Annotated in this window: 26 protein-coding genes, 1 rRNA gene and 1 other annotated feature; all 27 genes read right to left on the bottom strand. The window is 52.3% G+C overall.

The window, feature by feature from the left end:
• Positions 1-98, bottom strand: a 16S ribosomal RNA gene (locus ACFSX3_RS15440); the annotation flags it as partial.
• A gap of 464 nt (positions 99-562) precedes the next feature.
• Positions 563-2,113 carry a LysM peptidoglycan-binding domain-containing protein gene (locus ACFSX3_RS15435; RefSeq protein ID WP_209993956.1) on the bottom strand — a complete coding sequence of 517 codons (1,551 nt, stop codon included), beginning with the start codon at positions 2,111-2,113 and terminating at the stop codon, positions 563-565.
• Positions 2,114-2,327: 214 nt separating this feature from the next.
• A complete protein-coding gene (gene ilvE, locus ACFSX3_RS15430) occupies positions 2,328-3,209 on the bottom strand; it encodes a branched-chain-amino-acid transaminase (RefSeq protein ID WP_209993957.1) in 882 nt (293 codons plus the stop codon).
• Between the two features lie 4 nt (positions 3,210-3,213).
• On the bottom strand, positions 3,214-4,101 hold the full coding sequence (pheA, locus tag ACFSX3_RS15425) for a prephenate dehydratase (protein ID WP_209993958.1): 888 nt from the start codon (positions 4,099-4,101) through the stop codon (positions 3,214-3,216).
• A complete protein-coding gene (gene thrB / locus ACFSX3_RS15420; RefSeq protein WP_209993959.1) occupies positions 4,098-5,078 on the bottom strand; it encodes a homoserine kinase in 981 nt (326 codons plus the stop codon). Before thrB ends, pheA begins: the two co-directional genes overlap by 4 nt.
• A gap of 64 nt (positions 5,079-5,142) precedes the next feature.
• On the bottom strand, positions 5,143-6,429 hold the full coding sequence (locus ACFSX3_RS15415) for a homoserine dehydrogenase (protein ID WP_209993960.1): 1,287 nt from the start codon (positions 6,427-6,429) through the stop codon (positions 5,143-5,145).
• A gap of 8 nt (positions 6,430-6,437) precedes the next feature.
• Positions 6,438-6,875 carry an ACT domain-containing protein gene (locus ACFSX3_RS15410; RefSeq protein ID WP_036698990.1) on the bottom strand — a complete coding sequence of 146 codons (438 nt, stop codon included), beginning with the start codon at positions 6,873-6,875 and terminating at the stop codon, positions 6,438-6,440.
• Positions 6,876-7,023: 148 nt separating this feature from the next.
• Positions 7,024-7,779 carry a hypothetical protein gene (locus ACFSX3_RS15405; RefSeq protein ID WP_209993961.1) on the bottom strand — a complete coding sequence of 252 codons (756 nt, stop codon included), beginning with the start codon at positions 7,777-7,779 and terminating at the stop codon, positions 7,024-7,026.
• 15 nt (positions 7,780-7,794) lie between these two features.
• A complete protein-coding gene (locus ACFSX3_RS15400) occupies positions 7,795-8,541 on the bottom strand; it encodes a hypothetical protein (RefSeq protein ID WP_209993962.1) in 747 nt (248 codons plus the stop codon).
• Between the two features lie 5 nt (positions 8,542-8,546).
• Entirely contained in the window at positions 8,547-9,725 is a 1,179-nt protein-coding gene (locus ACFSX3_RS15395; protein ID WP_209993963.1) for an SPFH domain-containing protein, read from the bottom strand.
• A gap of 140 nt (positions 9,726-9,865) precedes the next feature.
• On the bottom strand, positions 9,866-11,173 hold the full coding sequence (gene obgE / locus ACFSX3_RS15390) for a GTPase ObgE (protein ID WP_209993964.1): 1,308 nt from the start codon (positions 11,171-11,173) through the stop codon (positions 9,866-9,868).
• A gap of 15 nt (positions 11,174-11,188) precedes the next feature.
• Positions 11,189-11,929: a Spo0B domain-containing protein gene (locus ACFSX3_RS15385; RefSeq protein ID WP_379312999.1), complete on the bottom strand. Its 741-nt coding sequence runs from the start codon at positions 11,927-11,929 to the stop codon at positions 11,189-11,191.
• A gap of 240 nt (positions 11,930-12,169) precedes the next feature.
• Positions 12,170-12,481, bottom strand: a complete 312-nt coding sequence (rpmA, locus tag ACFSX3_RS15380; RefSeq protein WP_209993966.1) for a 50S ribosomal protein L27 — start codon at positions 12,479-12,481, stop codon at positions 12,170-12,172.
• Positions 12,482-12,498: 17 nt separating this feature from the next.
• The gene (locus ACFSX3_RS15375; protein WP_042139581.1) at positions 12,499-12,834 is read right to left on the bottom strand and encodes a ribosomal-processing cysteine protease Prp; all 336 of its coding nucleotides are present in this window, start codon (positions 12,832-12,834) and stop codon (positions 12,499-12,501) included.
• A 12-nt stretch (positions 12,835-12,846) separates the two neighbouring features.
• The gene (gene rplU, locus ACFSX3_RS15370; protein ID WP_036698983.1) at positions 12,847-13,158 is read right to left on the bottom strand and encodes a 50S ribosomal protein L21; all 312 of its coding nucleotides are present in this window, start codon (positions 13,156-13,158) and stop codon (positions 12,847-12,849) included.
• Positions 13,159-13,172: 14 nt separating this feature from the next.
• Positions 13,173-13,258 (bottom strand) — a sequence feature (ribosomal protein L21 leader region).
• Between the two features lie 150 nt (positions 13,259-13,408).
• Positions 13,409-14,650 (bottom strand): Rne/Rng family ribonuclease, encoded by a 1,242-nt coding sequence (locus ACFSX3_RS15365; RefSeq protein WP_209993967.1) that lies wholly within the window; start codon positions 14,648-14,650, stop codon positions 13,409-13,411.
• A 32-nt stretch (positions 14,651-14,682) separates the two neighbouring features.
• Positions 14,683-15,525, bottom strand: a complete 843-nt coding sequence (locus ACFSX3_RS15360) for a M50 family metallopeptidase (RefSeq protein ID WP_209993968.1) — start codon at positions 15,523-15,525, stop codon at positions 14,683-14,685.
• Complete coding sequence (locus ACFSX3_RS15355) at positions 15,518-16,378, bottom strand: peptidoglycan DD-metalloendopeptidase family protein (protein WP_209993969.1); 861 nt, start codon at positions 16,376-16,378, stop codon at positions 15,518-15,520. The genes ACFSX3_RS15360 and ACFSX3_RS15355 overlap by 8 nt, the downstream gene beginning before the upstream one ends.
• A 166-nt stretch (positions 16,379-16,544) precedes the next feature.
• On the bottom strand, positions 16,545-17,339 hold the full coding sequence (gene minD / locus ACFSX3_RS15350; protein WP_209993970.1) for a septum site-determining protein MinD: 795 nt from the start codon (positions 17,337-17,339) through the stop codon (positions 16,545-16,547).
• Positions 17,340-17,344: 5 nt separating this feature from the next.
• A complete protein-coding gene (gene minC / locus ACFSX3_RS15345; RefSeq protein ID WP_209993971.1) occupies positions 17,345-18,004 on the bottom strand; it encodes a septum site-determining protein MinC in 660 nt (219 codons plus the stop codon).
• Between the two features lie 81 nt (positions 18,005-18,085).
• Positions 18,086-18,616 (bottom strand): rod shape-determining protein MreD, encoded by a 531-nt coding sequence (mreD, locus tag ACFSX3_RS15340; RefSeq protein ID WP_209993972.1) that lies wholly within the window; start codon positions 18,614-18,616, stop codon positions 18,086-18,088.
• Positions 18,616-19,485 carry a rod shape-determining protein MreC gene (gene mreC, locus ACFSX3_RS15335; RefSeq protein WP_209993973.1) on the bottom strand — a complete coding sequence of 290 codons (870 nt, stop codon included), beginning with the start codon at positions 19,483-19,485 and terminating at the stop codon, positions 18,616-18,618. Before mreC ends, mreD begins: the two co-directional genes overlap by 1 nt.
• Positions 19,486-19,552: 67 nt before the next feature.
• Positions 19,553-20,587, bottom strand: coding sequence for a rod shape-determining protein (locus tag ACFSX3_RS15330; RefSeq protein WP_209993974.1), 1,035 nt, complete (start codon positions 20,585-20,587; stop codon positions 19,553-19,555).
• Positions 20,588-20,626: 39 nt separating this feature from the next.
• On the bottom strand, positions 20,627-21,316 hold the full coding sequence (gene radC, locus ACFSX3_RS15325; protein ID WP_209993975.1) for a RadC family protein: 690 nt from the start codon (positions 21,314-21,316) through the stop codon (positions 20,627-20,629).
• 26 nt (positions 21,317-21,342) lie between these two features.
• Positions 21,343-21,948, bottom strand: coding sequence for a Maf family protein (locus ACFSX3_RS15320; RefSeq protein ID WP_209993976.1), 606 nt, complete (start codon positions 21,946-21,948; stop codon positions 21,343-21,345).
• A 37-nt stretch (positions 21,949-21,985) separates the two neighbouring features.
• Complete coding sequence (locus tag ACFSX3_RS15315; RefSeq protein WP_036698966.1) at positions 21,986-22,231, bottom strand: DUF4321 domain-containing protein; 246 nt, start codon at positions 22,229-22,231, stop codon at positions 21,986-21,988.
• A gap of 224 nt (positions 22,232-22,455) precedes the next feature.
• A complete protein-coding gene (locus ACFSX3_RS15310) occupies positions 22,456-23,811 on the bottom strand; it encodes an SPOR domain-containing protein (protein WP_379312996.1) in 1,356 nt (451 codons plus the stop codon).
• Positions 23,812-23,873 lie beyond the last annotated feature (62 nt).

Below are 23,873 nucleotides of genomic sequence, written 5' to 3'. Positions count from 1 at the left end.
GTTAATCAGGAGCAAGCTCCATCATAACTCCGCTCGACTTGCATGTATTAGGCATGCCGCCAGCGTTCGTCCTGAGCCAGGATCAAACTCTCCAAATTGGTATTCAGAAAGAGCGATTGCTCATTTTGAAACATCTGACGAGAATTTTCATTCTCATTTTTGGATCTCGCCGAAGCGATTTCCGATACTCACTCGTTGTTCAGTTTTCAAAGATCAAGCTCGTTGTCAGCGCCGCTCACCGCGTCACCAGCAACTTTTATAATATAACACGTTCTCCTTCTGAATGCAACACTTATTTTTAATGAAATACAATGTGTATTAGTCAGATCAACATGTCCAATCTTCTTGCAGGGCAGCTGCCTTGCGACTGGATATATAATATAGCATGATATATACCCGCTATCAACCCTTAATTTTTACCATTTTCGAAATAGTTCTATAGACTTTCATAGATATCCTATACAAGTCTCTGTACCTGCATAACCATGACCAAAGAACACATGCAGGGCCTCATATCTAGCAGGACCTGCATGTGCAACTCTCTCCTTAGAGACTAGGCTCTTTAATTCGGAATCCAAGGAGTCTGATTCTTCTTAGCTGTACTTGAACGTCCGTTTGAGTTCGAACTCGGCTTGGCGTGGGCCTTATCCTTAGTGGCAGACGTCTGGCTGGAGGTTTTCGCTTTCGCCGCTGCCGGTTTGGATTTTCCTGGTTTTGTATCCTTTGCTGCTGTGGCCTCAGTTCGCCCCTTATCCGGAAGCTCCTCCGTTTCCTGCACTACAGGTTCAGGAATCTGAATCTCGGGTACGCGGTTGTGGGCGAAGTTCTCCATGCCCGGATACGCCGGATATGGCGGAATATTCGATACCATAGGCTGTTCATACATCGGTGAGACCGCGTTAGGCATGGCATTCATTCCTCCAGCATACGGAGAAACCATCCCCATCTGCGGCATGCCGTACACCGGATAACCGTTATACATCGGCTGCTCATAAGGATAAGGCTGAATCGACATTGCGCCGCATCCGCAGGAAGGCCACGGAAGATTAACCTGCTCGCTCTGGTACTGCGGAGCAAATGCAGCATTGTCATTGACAGGGCTTACTGCAGACATATTCACATTGTTATAATCCGGCGCTTCATTAGGATACCATGCTCCGGGATATTGTCCAGGCGGACAAGGATTAATCGGCTGAGCATAGAACGGCGGGCAATCCGGCATAAACGCAGCAGGTTGAACATAACTCGGAGCATTGTTCATGTAATTCATATTGTTCATATTGTTCATATTGTTCATATCCATGTTGGCCATTGGCTCATATACGGGATACACGGGTGCATAATTCATAAAATACGGATTCTCGCTGAGGCCGGGATAGCCATCACTCTTTCCCCATGGCGAGGTTTTACCCTCATCCCAGGTGGCAGGCTGAACCTCTGATTTATGATGCACTTCTTTGGTTTTCTCTTCCTGCGCGGGAACAGTGATTTGCACATACAAGCTTTGTTTCTCATGGTTGACTTCCTGAACCGGCTTAACCTCCGGCGCTTTATTAGGTGCAGGATTAGGTGCAGGAACAGAGATTGGGATGGGAACCGCTTCTGCCAGAGGAGCCGGGGCTGGAGCAGGAGCTGGCTTTTCAATGACACCTGTGTAAGTTTTACCGCCAATCGCCGTTTTATCAACCACTGCCGGAGCGGCGGACTGAGCCTGAATTGGAGTTGTATTAGCTTTTACAGGAGAGATGGATTGGGCCTGGATTGGAGAAGTACTGACTTTCTTAGGGATATTCACGACTTCACCCGTCATCAGTGCATTAGGGTTCTTAAGCTGCGGGTTGGCATCAATCATGTCCTTGAGTGTAATTCCCCAAGCCTTGGAGAGCTTCCACAGGGTATCGCCTTGCTTGACAGTATGCTTATAGTAGATATCGTTGTTGTCCGGAACAGGCAGAGCTACAGGCGCAGCCGGGATTTTAACCTTATCTCCAACCGCAAGCACATCTGGATTGGCGATTTGCGGATTGGCCTCGATTATTTTCTGCAGCGGCACTCCATACTTCTGTGATAACGCAAACAGCGAATCACCTTGCTTAACAATGTGTATTTTCACGCAGCATTTACCTCCTAAAAGTATCTATTGATCGGCACTGCACCCCGGTTCAGGGATGATAGCCCTCCAGATTCGGTAGTTGCGGTACAGCCGCCTCCTTCGTTACTACATCTTATGCAGCCCATGGGCGAATGACATCCCTAGATGCAAAAAAAATCCTTCCATGCTTGGCATGAAAGGATTTTTCTCTATTCGCTTCTGCGAAACTACTGTACTATTCCCAAACCTTATAGCCGTCTTTATCAACCACATTGCGGAACTCTTCCAGCAATTGCAGGGTAATCGGCCCGGCCTGGCCGGAACCGATGACTCTGCCGTCGATCTCACGGGCTGCAATCACTTCCGCTGCTGTGCCGGTGAAGAAGACTTCATCAGCAATATATACGTCATGCATAGTGAACGGTTCTTCCTTAAGCGGTAAGCCCAGTTTCTCACATAGCTCAATAATCGCCAGACGGGTGATTCCCTCCAGGGCACCCAGGTAACAAGGCGGTGTATAGACTACCCCTCTTTTGATAATGAAGATATTATCGCCGGAGCCTTCGGTTACATACCCTTGAGCGTTCATCATGATCGCTTCATCGGCTTCCGCCAGATTCGACTGAATCTTCACCAGAATATTGTTCAGATAGTTCAGCGATTTGATCTTCGGATTCAGCGCATCCGGGATATTGCGGCGCTGGGAGACCGAAACGGCTCGAAGTCCGTTCATATAAGCCTCCTCCGGGTAAATGGCCAGCTGCTCAACAATGATGATCACACTTGCTATGGGACAACGGCGCGGATCAAGACCCAGGTTGCCGGGACCGCGTGATACGATCAGCCGGATGTACCCGTTGCGCATGTCGTTAAGGCGGATAGTCTCAGCCATAGCTTCCAGCATCTCATCATAGGTCAGAGGAATGTCCAGCATAATCGACTTCGCCGAATCATACAGCCTGTCCAAATGCTCCTTACATTTGAAGATGTTGCCGTTATAAATACGGATACCTTCAAATATTCCATCTCCATATAAAAAGCCGTGATCGAATACGGATACCTTTGCATTCTCTTTCGTTACATGTTGTCCATCCAGATAGATCCATTGCTCAGCCATGAACTTACTGCACCTCCGCTTTCTCTTCCTCATAAGTGTATGTGGGATAGGACCCCAGAATCCGTACCTGACAGCCCAAGGCTTTGATCTCTTCAATCGCCCCTGGAAGCAGTACCGATTCTATCGGCTCCAGCACATCAATATAGAAATAATAAGTACCCAGTTTCTTCTTCGTGGGTCGTGATTCAATACGGGACAAGTTCAGCTTCCGCCAGGAAAAAGCAGCCAGCACCTGATGAAGCGCACCAGGAAAATCCTCCGGCAGTGTGACAAGAATACTCGTCTTATCTCCGCTGCTCTTCTGCGGAAGCTCCAGCTTCTGCGGGCCAACCAGTACAAACCGCGTGTAATTGTTGTTATGGTCTGTAATCTGGCGTTCCACTACCTCCAGCCCGTGCGTAGCGGCTCCAAGCGAGGTGCCGATGGCAGCCCAGCCTTTGCCGGGATTACTCTTCACAATCTCCACCGCTTCAGAGGTACTTCCGACAGACTCAAGCTCAGCCCAAGGCATAGCCTTACGGATGAACTGCGTGCATTGCGCCATAGCCACCGGATGGGACAGGATCTTGACCATCTTCGTATAATCCTTGTCCCCATTCTCCTTGGTGAATTCCTGCGGATGACTGATCAGATTCTGTACTGACGGGAAAATCCACTCCGCCTGCATCGGCAGGTTCACTTCATTAATGAGCCAATCGATATGCAGGCTGACCGAGCCTTCTATCGTGTTCTCAATCGGAATGACACTGTAATCGGTAACTCCGCCAGCCGTAGACAGAAAGACATCGGATATAAGCTTATGGTGTTCAATATGAACAGGGTTACCGCCAAATAAATGCAGCAGCGCTTCATGCGAGACTGAGCCCTGAGGCAATACCGCTATCGATTTCATGACTGTAATTCTCCTTCTATCATATCCAAAAATGATTCGTTTTGCATCCCGTTTCTTTCAAGCAGCTCCGCAGTGACACCTGTGGTGCATGGGGACAGCCATACGGTACGGGCAGAAATTCCGTTCTCCTGCATCGTCGCTGTCAAAAACAGCTCCAGCTCCTGCTTCCGCCGCTCGCTGCGGTCGACCATACATAACAGGGTCGGGCCTGCACCACTAAGCGCAATCCCCAGCGCGCCGTGGCCCGGAGCTTCAGCCAGCAGCTTCTCCATCCCCGGCACTAGCGGTGCACGGTAGGGCTGATGCAGCCGGTCCTGCATCGCTGTGCCAATCAAGTCCAGCCGGCCTGCGGATAATGCTGCGGTGAGCAGCGAGGTACGGCTGATGTTATGAACAGCATCGCTGACCGTAACCTCCGCAGGCAGTACGCCTCTTGCCTTGACGGTCTCCAGCTCGAATTCAGGGATGACCACAAGCACTTCAAGCTCCTGAGGAGGCTCGATCCGGATATAATCGGCATGCTCGCCGTCCCACACGGCCGTAATAATTCCCCCGAAGAGCGAGGCTCCGACATTATCGGGATGCTTCTCAATCGCGGTAGCCATATCGAACAGCTTCGCCTGACTCAGCGGTGAACCAATCATAGCATTTGCCGCAGCCAGCGCGCCAATAATGGCTGAAGCACTGCTGCCAAGCCCGCGGGTCAGCGGGATTTCCGAATACATGGAGATGGACAACTCCGGAACCTGGACTCCGGCCTCTGCAAATACCATTTGAGCGACCTTGTAGAGCAGATTGCTTTTGTCCCGGGGAACGCCGGCCATCTCATCTCCGTACAGATGAAATACCGTTTCAGCGGCTTCCTCCATTTCAATCCAGGCGTACAGCGACAGAGCCATGCCCAGCGTATCGAAGCCCGGACCGAGATTGGCGGTACTGGCAGGGACCTTCACTCTAGACCTTCCGTAAATACTCATGGCGGGTAAATCTCCTTCATTATATTTGCGCGCAAGCCCTATGTTCCATGGACGCCTGCGATATTTAGCCTTCTACACGGTAATGGCTTTTGATGCGGTGAATGACATTCAATTGCTCTAAATGCCGCAATACTTTATTCATACTCGCCTTGCTGGCATTGTGCGTTACAATAATGATTTCCGCATCCGGATTATTAGTATTGGCCTGCTGCACTACGGAATCCAGACTGACATCATATTCGGCAAACACTTGAGTAATCTTCGCCAGCACACCGGCCTTGTCATCAACATGGAGCAGCAGGAAGTTTTTGTAATAGATATCCTCATCACTCTTCAGCTTCTTCTGCTTATATGGCACAATCTGCTTAAGCCCGTTGACACCCAGCTTCAGGTTCTTGATGACCGCCACGAGATCCGCCACAATCGAGGTTGCCGTAGGCATCGCCCCTGCCCCCGCACCGTAGAACATCGTCTCCCCTACAGCCTCACCATATACATATACCGCATTAAACACGCCGTTCACGGAGGCAATCGGGTGGTTCGTACGGATCATCGTAGGCTGAACGCTAATGCTGAATTCTTCATCCTGGCGTTCAGCGATCCCGAGCAGCTTCATCTCGTACCCCAGCCGTTTGGCAAAAGCTATATCCTCCTTGCTGACGCCGGAAATCCCGCTTACACTGACATCGCTCAGCTCCACATTGGTCCGGAAGCCCAGCGTGCCCAGAATGGCCATCTTGCGGGCCGCATCCAGCCCCTCCACATCGGAGGTCGGATCAGACTCGGCATACCCCAGCTCCTGTGCTTCCTGCAGTGCATCAAGGTAAGACGCGCCTTCCTGGCTCATTTTACTGAGGATGTAGTTGGTTGTCCCGTTCACAATCCCCATAATCTTCATAATCTTATCCGAGGAAAAGCCTTCAATCAGGGTGCGGATAATCGGAATGCCTCCCGCCACACTCGCCTCATAGAACACATCGCACTGCTTCTCCTGCGCCTTAGCCAGAATCTCCGAGCCGTGCAGGGCCATCAGATCCTTATTGGCGGTTACGATATGCTTGCCGCGCTCCAGCGCCTCCAGAATATACTCCTTCGTCCCTGCGATCCCGCCCATGACCTCAACAATGACATCAATCTCCGGGTCACGGATGACTGCCCATGGATCATCGGTAATCTTCGACGGGTCCACCTCGATATCACGCGGCTTCTCGGTATTCTTCACGGCAATCCGTTCAATAAGAATCGGCGAACCCACCTGGCTGCTCAAATCCTCCTGATTCCCTTCCACAATACGGACAACGCCCGTACCCACTGTACCCAGACCCAGCAAACCTACTTTGACCGGCTTCATTCGTATTCTCACCCCTGACCAATAATTAACGCACGCTTCACACCCGGGATTGCCTTGAGACTGTCCAGCAAATCGCCCAATTCTTCATTCAGATGGGAAATCTCGACAGAGATCACCACATTGGCCCGCCCCTGAAGCGGAATACTCTGATGAATCGTCAGCACGTTAGCCCCGTGGACAGCTACGGAGCCCAGCACCTTGGAGAGCATGCCTGACTCGTGCTCCAGATCAATCGAGATCGTAACGATACGTTCGCGCTCCAGCTGATGAATCAAGTGTATCCCATCTTTGTATTTATAAAAAGCACTGCGGCTAAGACCGACCTGTTCCACGCCCTCGTGTACGGTTTTGGCATCTCCTGCTTCCAGCAGTTGCTTAACCTGCATGGTCTTCAGCACCGCATCGGGCAATATGTCCTCCCGGACCAAATAATAGCGTTCTTTCACGAACGTCCTCACCCCAAAGACTTTTGTATGTACATAGTGGACATTATACGGGATTGAAGGCTTTTATTGCAATAACTTTCTGCAAACCAAGTTGAAAAGGCTGTCCCCCCATCATCTAGGAGGAACAGCCTTCACCTGAGTACCCCGCTCAGCTGTAAGCAAGGGTCGTCCCGCAGTAATCACAGCTTGTGGACTGGCCGGGAGCGACCGTATTCTGCGCACCGCAGCCCGGACAACGGACAGATTTGGGAAGCTGCTGCGCTCTCGGCTGCTGATATAACGGCTGTCCCCCAGGTGTTGAAAAGGGCGATGCGGCCGCTTGTCCCGCCGGGGCTTGAGGCTCCGTATCAGCTCCCTCATGGAAGAGAAGCCCGGAGTCCAGCACTCCATACTTTTGGAGATACAACAGATCTCTGTTCACATCTCCTTCGCTCTGCCCGGTGCGGTCAGCCAGATTACCGGTATAGCGGACTCTGTCCACCGCGATAAGATGTACATACTGATTGGCGAGCTGTGAGAAGCGAAATCTGGCTTTGGCTGCACTTCTGGCAAATACGGCCGCAGGCAGAAGCGTTATCAATGAGAACATAATTAACATTCCAATCAACGTACCCGTATCAACAGCAACTTCACTGAAGATGGAATTGACGACAATTCCCAACAACTGCACGAAGCCGCCCACAAACACATGATGCATCAGATTATAATTGACTGCCTTGCGGTAATTTTTGTAATGGGTCGTGATTATGCGTACCAGCGCAAGCACAAGTCCCAACGGCATAAACAAATATCCGGCGCCGATAGTTACAACATCAAAAGTGGTCCGCTCATACTTAGGCAGACTATCAGAGGGCTGCCCTTCCCGGCCCGGCAACAGTCCCCCCAACTCATTCCCTATCCCCATTGCTGTGTATTCCTCCTATTTAAGCGCCGCCAGCTCCAGGTTACGCCGCTGGAGCGTGCCGGCAATACTCTCGGTTAATTCCTCTGTCTCCGTGTCCCAGCGAGCCGGCAGCTCCTTCAGGACAAGCAGCAAAGCCACATGGTCATGCAGTAGAGAGATCTGCTGCCTAATGATGTCTTCCGTTGCATATAATCCCGGTCTCGATACCGGGTCACTATAGCGGAATTTCTCCTCCAGAGACTCAATCAGCTCTACCAGTCTGCCTGCCTCAGGATGCTTCCAGGTGCCGGCAATCTCTCTGATCTCATGCAGCTCCTGCATGTGAGTGCGCAGGCTCCGCGAAGCGTCCGCAGCCCTGCGCTCCCCGGAGGCGGCATTCCAGGCATATCCCCCTGTAGCCACAAGTACGATGGAAGCTACAATCAGGATCAGCAGCTGCTCTCCTGCATACCAGAGCGGACTCAGCTCCAGAATCCAGTCCAGCAGAATAGCCGAAGCAAGTACCGCAGCAACATAGAGGGCCATAATCACGGCTCCGCTGATGAATACCGGTGAAGTCCGGCCCGCTTCAGGAGCACGGCGCAGCCAGATCATGCAATATATATAAACCACAGTCTCTGCCATACCTACAGCAAGCAGAGTCACTACGAAGCGCAGCAGCGATTCCGAGAATTCAAACGTGAAGAAGGTACCCGCAGTAACTGCCAGAACAGCAACATAAATGCCAGTAACAAGACCCGTATATGACCTCTGCTTCTGCATCCCGCTCACCTGTTAGCCGCTCTGGTACCGCACTCTGGACAGAATTTCTGTCCGGGCTTCATCTCATGCCCGCAGCCTGCGCACTTCAGAATCAGGCCTTCACCGCAATGCGGACAGAATTTGGCACCAGGGATGACCGCCTTGCCGCAGCTATGGCATACCTCATTCTCCGCCTCCGGCGGGGTTTGCAGACTGCGCCCGCAGCCGGTACAGAAGCGTGCATCTGCCGGATTAAGGGTCCCACAGCCCGAGCAGGATTTAGAAGCAGCATCCGGCGCCGGCTGGCTGCCCGTACTGCCGTCCAGGGACATGCTCCGGGTCATCCGGGTGGCTATCTCAGCCGCAGGTCCGGCCAGCCCGAAGCCCATGCCGAGCCCCAGCCCGGCATTCATCATGCCCGCGCCTATATTGCCCGGATTGCCTGCCGCCTCCTCCATCGCATCAAAGCTTCGTTCCTGCTGATAGGTGAAGCCGATAATGTCCATCTCTGCTTTTTTGGCCAAGGCTTCCTTGAGACGCTGGGTTGCCGGATCATCATCGGGAATATTGATCGAGTCAATATAGAAGTTGTTAAGTTCAATACCGCTATCCAGGAATGAGGAGGACAAGCGCCCCTGAATATGCTTGGAGATTTCAACCACGTAGGCGTTGATCTCCAGGATGCTGATTTTTTTGTGCACCAGATAAGAAGAAATGAGTTCATTGATATTAGACATCAGCAGGCCGCGGAAATAACTCACCATCGTATCCTGATCGAAGACCGGCAGCGTCCCCACCAGCTTCAGCAGGAATTTGCGGGGATCTTCGATTCTCACTCCGAACTGCCCGAAGGCGCGGACCGCCACCATGAGTTTGTACTTGGGGTCTTGCAGTTGCAGCGGGGCGCTTGTTCCCCACTTGACATTCATAGAGTTCGTCTTGTTCACGAACCAGATCTCTGCGGTAAAAGGGGACTTGCCGCCGAACGGCAGATTCACCACATTCGACAGAATCGGAATATTCGCTGTGCTTAGGGTATGGCGTCCGGCCGTGAAGGAATCCAGCGCCTCTCCGCCCTTGAACAGAATCGCTTCCTGGGATTCATTCACAATCAGCTGTGTCCAGGTACCCAGCTCCTGATTCGGATACTTCCAGGCGAAGACGCCCGGAGGCCCGTCATATTTGACTACTTCAATAATTGCCATCTATCCATCCCTCTTTCTTGACAGGTATGTATGATATACGCAGATTACACCCTTGTGGGTTCAACTTAACGTCCCTGACCGCATTCAAAAAAAGGCCGCATCCCCTCTCGGAAGATACAGCCGGTAAACTTGCTTCTCTATTAATAGTAACTGCTATTCTCTACAAATTCAAATTCAAAATCAGCAATCCGCACGATCGTACCTTCTACGGCGCCGCGTCTGCGCAGCTCGGCATCCACACCCATGTGACGCAAAGTACGGGCCAGCTTAAGAATAGCATCATGTGTGCTAAGCTGCATCCGCTTAATCATCCGCTCAATGCGCGGACTGTTGACCACATAGGCCTCGTTATCACGGGTAATTGTGAATGAGTTATCCTCTTCCGCTTCCAGCTTATACACCTTGCGCTCTTTGCCAGCCACTTCTTCAACCACCGGAGCCACAGGAATACTGTCAAGAATATCCGTAGCACGGTAGAGCAGTTCCTGAACTCCCTGACGGGTCAGTGATGAGATCGGCATAATCTCAAGGTCCGGACGAAGCTCCGCGATACGCTCACGGAAGGAAACCAGGTTCTCCTCGGAATCAGGCATATCCATCTTATTCGCCGCCACGATCTGCGGACGGTCAATCAGCGCTGCATTGTATTGCTTAAGTTCATCGTTAATGAGCACCCAGTCTTCAAAAGGATCACGGCCTTCCGAGCCGGACATATCCACGACATGAATAATGATACGCGTGCGTTCAACATGGCGCAGGAACTCATGTCCCAGCCCCACTCCTTCACTCGCGCCCTCAATCAGTCCCGGCAGATCCGCCATTACAAAGCTGCGGCCGTCTCCGACAGCAACTACACCCAGATTCGGGGTAATGGTGGTAAAGTGGTACGCTCCGATCTTCGGCTGAGCAGCAGATACAACCGATAGCAGCGTAGATTTCCCTACGCTTGGGAAGCCTACCAGTCCTACATCTGCCATAACCTTGAGCTCCATGACCACGTAACGCTCCTGGCCCTCTTCGCCATTCTCGGCAAGCTCCGGCGCCGTATTGTTCGCTGTTGCAAACCGGGTATTCCCCCGGCCGCCACGGCCGCCACGGGCCACCACAACCTGTTGTCCATGACGGGTTAAATCGGCCAGGATCTCCTGGGTATCATCATCAATCAACACAGTTCCAGGTGGAATACGCACGATCATATGATCGGCGTTGGCCCCGTGCTGGCTCTTGTTGCGCCCCTTAATTCCCTTATCAGCCTTGAAGTGCCGCTGATAACGGAAATCCATCAGGGTCCGTAAGCCTTCATCCACGCGGAAAATCACATCTCCCCCGCGGCCGCCATCTCCGCCGGCAGGACCGCCATCCGGTACATACTTCTCACGGCGAAACGCTACGAGACCATCTCCGCCGTCTCCGCCTTTTACATAAACCTTAGCCTTATCTACGAACATAAATGTTCACCTTCCTTACATCTCCAGCGGTAACCGCAGTTCCACATAGCCCTTGGCAGGCTGAACCTGCTCCGCCTTCATGATTTTTCCTTGTACTATATTATAAATTTGCCCCTGAAGCAGCTCGGGATGACCTTGTTCTCCCTCACCTTTGAAAGAGATCAGAATGTCCCTTCCCTCCTGTGAAAAGCTGAGCTCAAGCTTCCGTGTGTCTCCATGCGGCGTTATTCCGCTGTACTGGTAAGCCCTAACCGTCTGCATAATTACCGAAGTCAGCTCAGACCCTACCTCAGGACTTAACTTGTCCTCCAACTGAAGCCCTTCCTCCACCTGTATGTCCAGCTCCAGACTGCTTCTGAACGTACGGAAGGGTTGGAGGTAGAACACCAGGGAAGGCACTCCCAACTTGGCAATACGGCTGTCGAGCGCAATACGCTCCTTTATTCTTTCCACACATTGTACGGATTTATCAGGCTTGCCCAACTGGATATATCCGTAAAGCACCTGCAGATCATTCATCCAGTCATGACGATGATGATTCAGTGTCCGGTTTGCCGCCTGCTGCAGAGTATTCTCCTGTATACGCAGTTCCTCTTCATATTGACGCCGGTTGTAAACAAAGCTGAATGCAAGCACTGCCGCTACCCAGACTCCGAGCAGCAGGCATGTGAAAAGGGAGGTTTGCCAATACACGAGACCTAAAGGAAACACTGCGGATAACATGACTGCCCAGACCTTACTTTTCCAGGATTTCATTCTTTCTCCCCGTCCCTCGGTTCGCAAAATTGATTCCAATGTAAGCACTGCTCATCTTGCTTCATATTCACCATTTTCCAGTATAACACAGGCTTTCTCCGCAATCACCAGAATCCCCCCACAAAGTGAGGCTTAAGCTTCGATGCTTACTCAGGTACTGTGCGGGGACCCCGAAACAATTTCAAAAAAAGCCCCCGGCACTCATGCCGGAGGCTTCTCATCTTCATAGGTTCCGTAAGCTTACGCTTCCAGTGCCGCTGCTACCGGAGCGACATCCACCGGATACACGCTCACTTTTTTGCGGTCGCGTCCCCAACGTTCGAACTTCACTACGCCGTCCACAAGTGCGAACAGTGTGTCATCTTTACCAATGCCCACGTTCGTGCCCGGGTGGATTTTGGTTCCGCGTTGACGAACCAAGATGTTGCCGCCGGTTACTGCTTGACCGTCAGCACGTTTCACGCCAAGACGTTTGGAGTGGGAATCACGTCCGTTTCTTGTGGAACCTACACCTTTTTTCGATGCGAATAATTGAAGATCCAATTTCAACATGTTGTCAACCTCCTTCTTCAAATAATGACTTCCTGTATCTGAACAAATTTTCTGTAAGATTTAGCGATATCCTTGAGCATTAGCACCATGGATTCCAGCAAAAGCTGTACCTTGGCGGAGACTTCGGGATCATTCACGGGAACCAGGGTTCCGCTTAAGAATCCATCCTTCATCGAAGTATCCAGAACGACACCGGTCAGGCTCTCAATCGCATTCACAGTTCCAACGGTAACCGTCGAAACACCCGCGCAGACGATGTCTTTCCCATTCCTAGCGTATTCCGCATGCCCCTTGACGGCAAAACCGACAATGACACCCTGAGCAGAAGCCCGTGTAATCCGTACGTTAATCATTAACGCACCTTCTTACGCCTGAATCTTCTCGATAGTTACTTTGGTGTACGGTTGACGATGGCCTTGTTTCTTGTGGTAGTTCTTCTTAGGTTTGTATTTGTAAACTACAACCTTATGACCCTTACCATGCTTCTCGACTTTGGCTGTTACAGACGCGCCGCTTACCAGCGGAGTTCCTGCAGTCAAACCACCTTCGTTAGAAACAGCCAAGACACGGTCAAACGTTACGCTTGCGCCGTCTTCAGCTTCCAGCTTCTCAATGAACAAAACATCGCCCTCTTGGACTTTGTATTGTTTACCACCAGTTTCGATAATTGCATACATTGTACTTGCACCTCCTCATGTCTCAGACTCGCCTAGTCAAGGTGGCAATCCCCGGAGGAATTACACTTCATCTACCCGATCGGAGCGGTTACAGCATGTGCAGGAATGGAACAACCAAACACATACTTGAAGATATTATCATACATATTGGTCCAAGTCAACATCTCCCCACAAAGTGGAGCTTTAGCTTCGATGTTTACTCAGGTACTTTGCGTGGGCCCCAAAACATATACATCCTATCGTCTCTCGCCTACTCCAGCCATGTTCCAACCTTGCCTGTACCGCCGCAGCACTGGCAGATCACCGGGGCAAATCCGGCGGAATCATGTCTGGCCTTCTTACGGGTCATCTCCAGCAGACCGAGATGGGTCCAGCCGAGAATATGGGTCTTGGTCCGGTCCCGGCTGATGATGCTCTCCAGCTTGTCCGTCACCTGCCTGCGGTGCTCTTCCCGTTCCATATCAATGAAATCAACAATAATAATGCCGCCCGTATCCCGGAGCCGGACAAGCCGCCCGATCTCCTCTGCAGCGAGCAGATTGGTCCGTGTTACCGTATCCTCAAGGTTCGTCCCGCCGGTGTACTGGGCTGTATTGACGTCAATGACGGTCAAGGCCTCTGTCTCATCCCAGATGAGTGTAGCCCCGCCTTCGAGGACGATTTTGCGGGCAAAGCTCTTGTGAAGCTGATCCATCACCCCGTAAGCGGAGAAAATGGACTCCTGTCCCCGGTAGAATCCCACAGGCTTGTACCCTTCAGGAGCCATATCTGTAAGGAAGGCTTCCGCCTCCTTCACCGACTTGGCCGAATCAATCATCAGCTCATCGCGCTGCGGATTGAAGGCATCCCGGATGAACCGCTGGACGATGCTCAGATCACAGTGCAGCAGGGCCGGTGCCGTCACTTCCTTGGAACGCCGGGTAATCACTTCCCATTGTGCCCGCAGAAAAGCCAGATCCCCTTCCACGGCATCCACCGGCTCGTCCTCGGAGACCGTGCGCATAATGAGCCCTTCCTCCCCTTGGCGCAGCCGCTCGCCGATGCCTTTGAGCCGACTGCGCTCGGATTCGCGGCTTATTTTTTTGGAGACCCCGACATATTCGGCAAAGGGCATGTACACCATCCAGCGTCCGGGCAGTGTATAATGCGTGGTTACCCGCGCACCCTTGCCGCCCCGCGGTTCTTTTCTCACCTGGACGACAATCTCCTGGCCGGGCTGCAGCAGCGTCTCAATTGAAGGCTTTACCTCCGGCTGCTTGTCGAGATGGGGATGCAGCACATCATCAACATATAGGAACGCATTCTTTTTCTGTCCGATATCTACAAAAGCCGCCTGCATACCCGGCAGCACATTCATAACCCGACCTTTATAATAACTCCCGACCAGGCCTTGCTGCTGATCGCGTTCAGCCGCATATTCTACCAGCCTCCCGTTCTCCAGAAGTGCCATGCGGGTAATATGCTGTGTACAGTGAACGATCATTTGTTTCATGGCTTCACCTCTGGTTTGAATCAAGCTCGCTTTTACTTTCCGAAATAAGAAGCAATCAGACGCTGCTCCGGCATAACGGCTACGATATCCCTATCGTTGTTCATCACATAGATATAATGATAATGGTTACGTTTAAATAGACGCAATATCTCATCCAAAGGTTTCGCGGAAGCGGCAACTATTGGACGGGCAATGTTCTCCGCCAGCAGATAACGCTCATAGATCCGCTCACGGTTCATCAAAAAACCAACAAACCGGTACGGCAAATTGCGCTGGTCCGTCCAGTTGGAATAGAGCAGAAACGCTCCGATCATCAGCAGGTTAAGCTGGAGGCCGCCCCCGCTCCCCAGCGGAAGAAGTGCGGACATTATCACAAGCAGGCTAGCCGCAATGCTGACTCTGCCGGTCCACAGCAGCGTGTAATAATAGGGGAGCAGCATACTCAGGGCTGCCTGAAGGACTTTGCCTCCGTCCAGCGGAAGCACCGGCAGCAGATTGAACAGAGCGATCATCGCATTGGCTCCGATAAAATAATCCAGATAGGCGATATTTCCATACTCCACCTGCTTAAGCGCCAGCGCCATCAGAATCATAATTCCGTTCTGCAGCGGACCAGCCAGGGCAATTCCGATCTCACGGACAGCCGTAAGCCGCCCATGATCCTCTATAACCGCAACGCCGCCGAAGGGCAGCAGTTGGACCGATCTGACGTTAACTCCGACCAACAGCGCCGCGCACACATGTCCAAGCTCATGAATAAATACGATCAGGAACAATGTGAGCAGCTCCAGGAACTGTCCGGTAAGCACGGAAACCATGAGAATCAGCACGAAGAGCGGATGCAGTGACAATTCAATGCCGTAGACCCTAATCAAACGATACCACTTCGGCGGGATCAATATAAGACTTGTCTTTCATAATCGCAAAAAAAAGCAACGGGACCCGGGCATCCTCCGTCCCCTGAATCCAGCCTATTTCGTCTCCGCTCTGTACCCAGTCGTCCACCGCGAGCCGTGTCCCGCTCAAATGACCGTATTCTGCCGTGATCTCCCCGGTATGGCGGACTGTAATACGGATGCCCCCCCGGGCTTCCTTCGAAACGGCCAGCACCCGGCCCGTATCTACACTTTTCACCGTGACGCTGGCACTTGAATCGTCTGCCGGTACAATTTCAATGCCATTAAGCGAAGTAGCAAAGGGACGTACAATGCTTCCCGTAAGCGGAGCGCTAAGCTCATGAGCGGCTGTCACCTTCTCTGCCGGCACCTGTTCATCTCCGAAAATCGGAATGAAGGACGGGGCTCCATTAAAATGTTCCTCGTACCACACCTGCGCCGCTGCAAAATCCATATCCTTGCTGAGGATGTCTGTAATAAAGTACTGCGCCTTCACTGCCCATGGCTGCTGGACTGCAAAGATGCCCCAGACCGCGCCGAAGACCAGCAGACTGGCCACGGTCCGCCGCAGCAGACCCGCACGGAAGCCCTGTCCCGGTCCCTTACCGCCTTCATCCTCCCAGTGACCCCGCTGCTGCTTCCACATCGTTTCGGGATCGGGCTCAGGGGAAGAGGCAAATTCATTCCTGTCACCTGCCCCCCATTCTCTGAATGAGAGAGGACTGTCAGGCAACCGGAACCGCTCTGGTGCTGCTCCGGCTGCCGGCTTTTCCTCCAGCAGACTCTGTATACGTTTCTTACGTAGGTTCTTGGACTCTCTCGGGTATTCCATCCTGATCCCTCCGGCGGGCTTGTTTTACTTCTATTTTATGAGTGCCGGAAGCTGCTTTAGAACAAGCCCTGTCCAAGTTACCGAGAAACACCAAAAAGCCCGCTGGTGATTGCTCAGCAGCGGGCTCTTAACAGAAGATTACCGTGTATAAGTGCGTGGCCGGGATTCAGCCCATTCCAAAAAATTTCTTGAGCTTCTTGAAGGCGCCCGTCTTCTGGTCAAGCTGCATCAGCGGCACCGCGTCGCCAAGAATACGCCGGGCAATATTACGGTAAGCAATCGCTGCCAAGGAGTCCGGGTTCATCACGGTAGGCTCTCCGTTGTTCGCCGCCCGGATGACCTGCTCATCATCTGGCACAATTCCGATCAGATCAATATTAAGCACCTGTAGAATATCCTCAATATCGAGCATATCCCCGGATTTCACCAAGCCCTGACGGATACGGTTAACCACCAGCTTCGGAGATTCCACATGCGACTGCTCCAAGAGACCGATAACCCGGTCTGCATCCCTTACTGCAGCATGCTCTGGAGTAGTGACCACAATCGCTTTATCGGCACCGGCAATCGCATTGCGGAAGCCATGCTCGATACCTGCCGGACAATCGATCAGAATATACTCATATTCCTTCTTAAGTTCAAGAATGATGTCCTTGACCTGCTCCGGTGTAACTGCGGTCTTATCCTTGGTCTGGGCTGCGGGCAGCATGTACAGCTCATCGAAGCGCTTGTCCTTGACCAGCGCCTGATTCAGACGGCAGCGGCCCTCCGCTACATCGACAAGATCATAAATGATCCGGTTTTCCAGCCCCATGACAACATCCAGATTCCGCAGTCCAATGTCCGTATCCACCAGACATACTTTTTTGCCCTGCAGGGCAAGTGCGGTCCCAATGTTGGCTGTTGTGGTTGTCTTGCCAACTCCGCCTTTGCCTGAGGTTACGACAATCGCTTCTCCCATGGAGGCTACACCCCTTTAAAGACATTTAAATCCTGACGTAACTTCACTATATTATGAATTTTGTCGATTTGCATAGCACCGCCTGATAAATAGGCAAATTCCATACTGCTCTCCCGGGTTCCCCATTCATCCGGCGGCCTGCTGATAATCTCAGCAATCCGGAGCTGGGTAGGCGCGAGGAGGGAAGCTGCAATAATAGCCTCCTGGTTACCGTTGATTCCGGCGTGTGCCATCCCTTTGAGCGCTCCAAGAATATAGATATCTCCTGAACAGGTAATGGTGCCTCCCGGATTCACATCGCCGAGGAACAGCAGATTACCCTCATGATGCAGCATCTGCCCCGAGCGGAGCATTCCGCTCATCATGAACAAGGCTTCCGTATCCTTCTCTTCAGGATCTTCAATCGCTTCAACCGAACGGATCAGCAGATTCCCCTGGCTCTTGAGGATATCCAATACCGCCTCTTTATCTTCTTCAGTAACAGCACGGTTGCCCAGCTTAATATCCACATGCACAATCGGTCCGGTCAGAATATTTTGATGGCTGTGCTCCAGCTTGTAGCGAAGCTCGCTTAAGAGATCTTCAAAGGGACACTTGTCGTCTAACAGGAATACCAGGCCATCCTTGATGCCCTTAATCCTTACATGCTTGGATTTAACTGTCATATGCCTGTCCCCCTATCCTCATTCATTCGTGCCGGGCCGGGCAAATTCCTTCTTTGGGCGATAAGAAAATACCGCTGCAGCTTAGGCAGCTTCCTCATCAAGCGTCTCTTTCTTCAGCAGCTCCAGCTGGCGCCGGAGCGGAATGTAGAGAAGCAGGCCTGCAGCAAAATGAATCAGCATAGTAGGCAGCATATGATGTAGTAGCGCCCAATTGTAAGGCTCCTGGCTTAGATTAAATACATTATAAATGGCAAAAAGAATACTGTCCTTCAGCAGGCTGCCCAGCAGCACCGCTGTCATCATCAGAGGCAGCGGCGCGCGGGGAATCTGGAATATCAGTCCGATCAGGTAGGCAGATAAGCCCATGGCAAAGGAATGTGCCCCCAGAATGCGGCCATAGAAGACCACATCATGCAGCATCCCGAAGGATAAGCCCAGAATAAGTGCCGTATGCCGGTGATGGTATACCGTTACGAACAGAATCACGATGAAGACGAGATCAGGAACAATCCGCATCGCCCAGGCATCAGGAATCAGCCAGGGAAGCACTGTGCCTTCCACAATAAATAATAAGAATAACAAAAGTACCAGGACAGGTCTGCGCATCCTCACTATTCTACACGCTCCTCCGTATAGACAACGAAGAGTTCCTTCCAGTCCTGGAATCCTGCCGCTGGCTTGATAATCGCTGTAGAGGTGAACCCGTACTGTCCTACCTTGACTTCTTCCACCGTGCCGATAGGCACACCGCGCGGATATCGTCCTCCAATACCCGATGAGATAATGATATCATCCTTGGCAATCGGATCGCCTACGGGAATTTTGTTCATCAGCAGCATTCCGTTCTGCTGATCATAGCTCTCAATCATCCCAAAGGTCTTGCCTTCCTTGTTAACAGCGGTTGCCGCTATAGGAGGCTGTGAGTTCGGGTCGTTGATATCCATCATTGTCATCAGCTTCACCGTAGAGGTGAAGTTACTTACATTACTTATAACTCCTACAAGCCCCTCGATAGAAGTTACGGACATATTCAGTCTAATGCCATCTTTCGCACCCAAATCAATAACAAGTGTATTATTGCCCGGTTCTGTCGTTACACTGACCACATTGGAGATCAGATATTCATATTTATACATGTTCTTTTGAGCTTTAGTGAATTGAAGATCCTTTTCATATTGTTCATTCTTGGCTTTAATGAAATTAAATTGCGCCTTATCCCGGGCGTACTGCGCAGCCAAAATCTTAAGCCGCTGGTTCTCTTCGGCCAGCTCATTCAGAGTTCCGATATCTTGGAAGAAGCCCGCTACGTATCCAGCGGGCTTGTAGAACAATTTCTGTACGAATCCGGTCGTATCCCTGAGGAAGTTCTCCGGCCAGGACAGGGTCTTTCTCTGCCCCAGGCTGAAGCCCATCAGAACGATAAACGTGACCAGCGTAATCAGCAATATAAACAGTCGTTTATTGTTAAACAGCTTAAACAATCTCGAGCACCCTCTAATAACCGTATTTCTCCAACCTCAGGGGTTGACGTTCACAGTCAGCATGATCCTAGCGTTTGGAGCGGAAGCCTGAACTGCTGCGGCTCTTGAACAGGTGGATATTCTCCAACGCCTTGCCTGTGCCGATTGCTACACAGTCCAGCGGATTCTCAGCCACGATTACTGGCATTCCGGTCTCACGCGCCAGCAGCTTGTCCAGGTTGCGCAGAAGCGCGCCGCCGCCCGTAAGCACAATGCCGCGGTCCATAATATCGGCAGCCAGCTCCGGTGGACATTTCTCCAGCGTAACCTTCACAGCTTCAACAATGGCATTCACGGTATCAGACAGAGCTTCACAAATTTCATCGGACGTAACGGTCAGCGTCTTCGGCAGGCCGGTTACCAGATCTCGTCCGCGGATCTCCATCGTCTCGGCCTTCTCCAGCGGCAGGGCAGAGCCCACATCCATCTTGAGCTGCTCGGAGGTACGTTCACCGATCATGAGATTGTACTGGCGCTTGATGTATTGAATGATAGATTCATCCGCATCATCCCCTGCCACACGTACAGAACGGCTGGTAACAATACCGCCGAGTGAGATCACCGCCACCTCGGTAGTTCCGCCGCCGATATCTACAACCATACTTCCGGTTGGCTCCCATACAGGAAGATCTGCACCGATGGCAGCTGCAAAAGGCTCCTCGATAATATAGGCTTCCCGCGCCCCGGCCTGCTTCGTGGCATCCTCTACCGCACGCTGTTCAACGGCAGTAATTCCGGAAGGTACACAGACCATAACATTCGGATGGCGCTGGAACATCGAGCGCTGCTTCTGGGCCTGGCGGATGAAATATTTGATCATGGTTGCCGTAGTATCGAAATCGGCAATGACCCCATCCTTCATTGGACGGATAGCACGGATGTTGCCCGGTGTGCGTCCGATCATTTTTTTGGCAGATTCCCCTACCGCTTCAATCGTCTTAGTATCAGTATTAATGGCTACCACGGACGGCTCTCTGACAACGATCCCTTTACCGCGCACGTAGACAAGCGTATTCGCTGTCCCCAAGTCAATTCCTAAGTCTTTCGTAAAACCACCTAACATCTTGTATGCTCCTTTTCCTTGTGAATCTGGACAATTGTATTACATATACCCTTTTTCTTTCAAACTTACATAGCTGCTGTCTCCGATAACCAGGTGATCCAGCACATCGATTCCGACAATCTCGCCTGCCTGCATCAGCCTGGAGGTCAGGGAGATGTCTTCAGGGCTCGGCGTAGGATCACCGCTCGGATGATTATGTGCGCATATAATAGCTGCGCTGCTGCATTTCATGGCTGCCCGGAACACCTCGCGGGGATGCACAATGGAGGCATTAAGGCTACCCATGGACAATGTTTCCTGCGCAATAACATGATTCTTCGTATTCAGGAACAGGCAGATAAAATGCTCCTTCTGCAAATAACGCAGCTGTTCGGTCAGAATCTCCGCCGCGTCCTGGGGACTGCGGATAATGACCGGTTCGGTAAGCCGGGAATTCGCCATGCGTCTTCCCAGCTCTATGCCTGCTTTGAGTTGCACGGCCTTGGCGGGGCCGATGCCGTTGATTGTTGTCAATTCTTCAATACTCAGATCCGCCAGTCCGCGGAGACCGCCTGCATGGCTCAAAAGCCGCTGGGCGATATGAATGGCTGATTCACGGTGCGCACCTGTGCGCAGTAGAATAGCCAGAAGCTCCGCCTGACTTAATGATTCTGCCCCATAATGCATCATGCGCTCTCGTGGTCGTTCTTCATGGGGGAGGTCACGCAGCATAAATGATTGCGACTCCATCCCTAACCTTCTTTCTTCGGCTACCCTTACCGGTTCAGCACCGAAATGCCAAACCCGGACAACATGCCGCTTAGCAGTGACAGCGGCAGACCGACCACATTAAAATAGCAGCCTTCAATTTCTTCCACCAGGGTGGCGCCCAGTCCTTGTATCGCGTAAGAGCCGGCTTTGTCGGCAGGCTCCCCGGTCGCTATGTAAGCGGAGATTTCCTCTTCGCTCATTGCTCTCATAGTTACAGAGGTTACCCTATGATCTACCAGGGTACGTCCCTCTGCGGGACCGATGCAGGCCACCCCGGTGTATACCTGATGCGTCCGGCCTTGCAGCATGCCCAGCATTCTGGCGCTGTCCTGTTCGTCCGCCGGCTTGCCGAGCACCATTTCGTCAAGCACAACAATCGTGTCGCTGCCGATAATAACGGCATCCCGGTCTCCGGCAACAGGAATCACGGCTTCTGCCTTACGCAGGGCCAGGTTCCGTACAATAGCTTCAGGGCTCCATTCAGGCGGCGTACTCTCATCAGCATCGCTGGACAGCACCTCGAAGGGCAGGCCAAGCGAGGCTAACAGCTCACGCCGCCGCGGCGAGCCTGAGGCCAGAATAATATGCCGTGTGTTGTTGTCAAGCTCCACTGTAATAAACGTCCCTTCCTGATGCTGCCAGCTAAGGCTACAGTCTGCGGTACAGCCATACGGCTGTAATGATACCGGCAAGACTGAGCAGGCACAGTTTCAAATGGATTGTAATGTCATAGGTTATGATGTCCAAATCGGCTTGCGGCGACCACTTGAGGACAGTCGAGGCTGTAAGAAAAGACAGAGCTTGTACAGGTTCCAGCAGCTTGGCAATCCAGGCTCCAGCCAGCCAGCCCAGAATAAGAAATAACAGCAGTGTTCCTACATTTTTCTTCTTCATTCAAGTCTTCCCTCGCCATTTTTTGACACCCTAATTATTATACGGTGAAACGGAGTTCAATACAAACTCAAAATCCATCCAGGGAATGTTTACCACGTATGCAGGCTGCAGATTTCAGCATAGCTCATGATTACCGCCGGAAATACAGCAATCCCCCGCCGGGCATCTCGTCCGGTACGGGGGATCTTTCAACCTATGGCTGGCGGTGCTTTACGCTTAAGCTGTCAGCTCATGGCGGACAGCAGGCTTTTTTGGCCGGTCAGGAAGCTCATCATGGCCTCCTGCACTTCCCAGAGCAGCCCCTCCGCCTTATTCTTGCTGTATTCATTCAGCGCCGCTATTCCCCGGCTCATGGATTTCTCCAGCCCGTCAGCGGTTCTCTGCCCTTCCGGGGTCAGGCCCGGCTCCAGCGCCTTGACCGCCTGGGTCCACTGCATATGGAGATCACTTACTGCTCCTCCGCCGTTCCCGCTGCCCCCCCCGACAAGCAGGGAAGCAGACAAGCTGCTCAGCTCGCTTAACAGCTGGCTGCTGATTGTGAAATAGCTGTCCACCGCCGCCCCCGTTCCGGTATAGCGGACCTGGTTCACAGCTGGCAGGGACACTTCTCTCACATACAGCTCGATGCCCTGCCCCTTGAGGCCATTGCTGAGCAGCTTGGCCTGCTCACGGTCAGGAGACAGCCCGGCGTACACACGGTTGCCGTCGGCCGGGTCAAGGCCTGCAGCAAGGCCTGCGGTCAGCAGCTCCTGCCGGGCCTGCTCCGCTCCTGCCGGTGTACTGAAGACGCCATATTGCAACAAATAATAGCTCTGCGGTGCAACCTGAACCGGAATCTGCGCGCTCACCGCTTCTCCCGTCTGCTCAGCAGGCACACCCGTTATATCTGCTGCGGTACCGCTGTTTGCCGCATTCTGCCCCTGAGTGATCCCCGTCTTAACCGCAGCATTGCCGGGAGCTTTACCCGTCTCCCCTGTCCCTCCTGTGATGAACGACAGGGCTGCGTATCCGAGCAGAATTCCCGTTCCCAGCGCTCCAGCTATGGACAGTGCGAACTTCCACCAATACGAGGGACGGCGGGTATGGAAGGAGCCGCCGGAGCTGTTCCCCTGAGCGCCGGACTGACCATAACTGTCCGGCGCTGATTCCCGGTTATCTTCATACAGCGGATAGTACTCCTCTGCCGAATACAGATCTTCTCCGTCCGCTTCTCCATAGAAGGGATGCTCCTCCGAATCTTCACTCTGTTCCCACAGGTTCCTTGCAGAAGCAGGACGGGCAACAGAATACAGCCCCAAATCATAGTTATCCTCAGGAGCTTTCAGTTTCCGGCGGCTGGAACCCTGGGGCTTCATGTAGGCTGTCTCTACAGACCGGGGCAATTCCACCTTCTCCAGATCCACAATATATTCATCGGCCTTGGAATAGGAGGATGTCTTAACTCCCCCGCGCTGCACCTTGTCAGTGTCCTTGTCCTCCACAACCACACCGGTTTCGTTCACCGCCCGGAGGTCTGCCGTCTCCATCCGCTGTCTGCCCTGGTCCCCGTCGAACCGGAATGTCATTCTACCGTTATTCAATACCCTCACCTCGCGATCTTCAGTTCTATACTGAAAGATATGAAAGCTGCGAGAGAGATATG

This window comes from Paenibacillus rhizoplanae (assembly GCF_042684125.1).
GTDB lineage: Bacteria > Bacillota > Bacilli > Paenibacillales > Paenibacillaceae > Paenibacillus_AQ > Paenibacillus_AQ rhizoplanae.
This window is presented reverse-complemented; position numbering and strand designations above follow the sequence as displayed.

Coding starts and splice junctions, on each gene's coding strand:
- ilvE (WP_209993957.1), bottom strand. CDS start 3,209: ATGGCTGAGCAATGGATCTATCTGGATGGACAACATGTAACGAAAGAG.
- pheA (WP_209993958.1), bottom strand. CDS start 4,101: ATGAAATCGATAGCGGTATTGCCTCAGGGCTCAGTCTCGCATGAAGCG.
- thrB (WP_209993959.1), bottom strand. CDS start 5,078: ATGAGTATTTACGGAAGGTCTAGAGTGAAGGTCCCTGCCAGTACCGCC.
- ACFSX3_RS15415 (WP_209993960.1), bottom strand. CDS start 6,429: ATGAAGCCGGTCAAAGTAGGTTTGCTGGGTCTGGGTACAGTGGGTACG.
- ACFSX3_RS15405 (WP_209993961.1), bottom strand. CDS start 7,779: ATGGGGATAGGGAATGAGTTGGGGGGACTGTTGCCGGGCCGGGAAGGG.
- ACFSX3_RS15400 (WP_209993962.1), bottom strand. CDS start 8,541: ATGCAGAAGCAGAGGTCATATACGGGTCTTGTTACTGGCATTTATGTT.
- ACFSX3_RS15395 (WP_209993963.1), bottom strand. CDS start 9,725: ATGGCAATTATTGAAGTAGTCAAATATGACGGGCCTCCGGGCGTCTTC.
- obgE (WP_209993964.1), bottom strand. CDS start 11,173: ATGTTCGTAGATAAGGCTAAGGTTTATGTAAAAGGCGGAGACGGCGGA.
- ACFSX3_RS15385 (WP_379312999.1), bottom strand. CDS start 11,929: ATGAAATCCTGGAAAAGTAAGGTCTGGGCAGTCATGTTATCCGCAGTG.
- rpmA (WP_209993966.1), bottom strand. CDS start 12,481: ATGTTGAAATTGGATCTTCAATTATTCGCATCGAAAAAAGGTGTAGGT.
- ACFSX3_RS15375 (WP_042139581.1), bottom strand. CDS start 12,834: ATGATTAACGTACGGATTACACGGGCTTCTGCTCAGGGTGTCATTGTC.
- rplU (WP_036698983.1), bottom strand. CDS start 13,158: ATGTATGCAATTATCGAAACTGGTGGTAAACAATACAAAGTCCAAGAG.
- ACFSX3_RS15365 (WP_209993967.1), bottom strand. CDS start 14,650: ATGAAACAAATGATCGTTCACTGTACACAGCATATTACCCGCATGGCA.
- ACFSX3_RS15355 (WP_209993969.1), bottom strand. CDS start 16,378: ATGGAATACCCGAGAGAGTCCAAGAACCTACGTAAGAAACGTATACAG.
- minD (WP_209993970.1), bottom strand. CDS start 17,339: ATGGGAGAAGCGATTGTCGTAACCTCAGGCAAAGGCGGAGTTGGCAAG.
- minC (WP_209993971.1), bottom strand. CDS start 18,004: ATGACAGTTAAATCCAAGCATGTAAGGATTAAGGGCATCAAGGATGGC.
- ACFSX3_RS15330 (WP_209993974.1), bottom strand. CDS start 20,587: ATGTTAGGTGGTTTTACGAAAGACTTAGGAATTGACTTGGGGACAGCG.
- radC (WP_209993975.1), bottom strand. CDS start 21,316: ATGGAGTCGCAATCATTTATGCTGCGTGACCTCCCCCATGAAGAACGA.
- ACFSX3_RS15315 (WP_036698966.1), bottom strand. CDS start 22,231: ATGAAGAAGAAAAATGTAGGAACACTGCTGTTATTTCTTATTCTGGGC.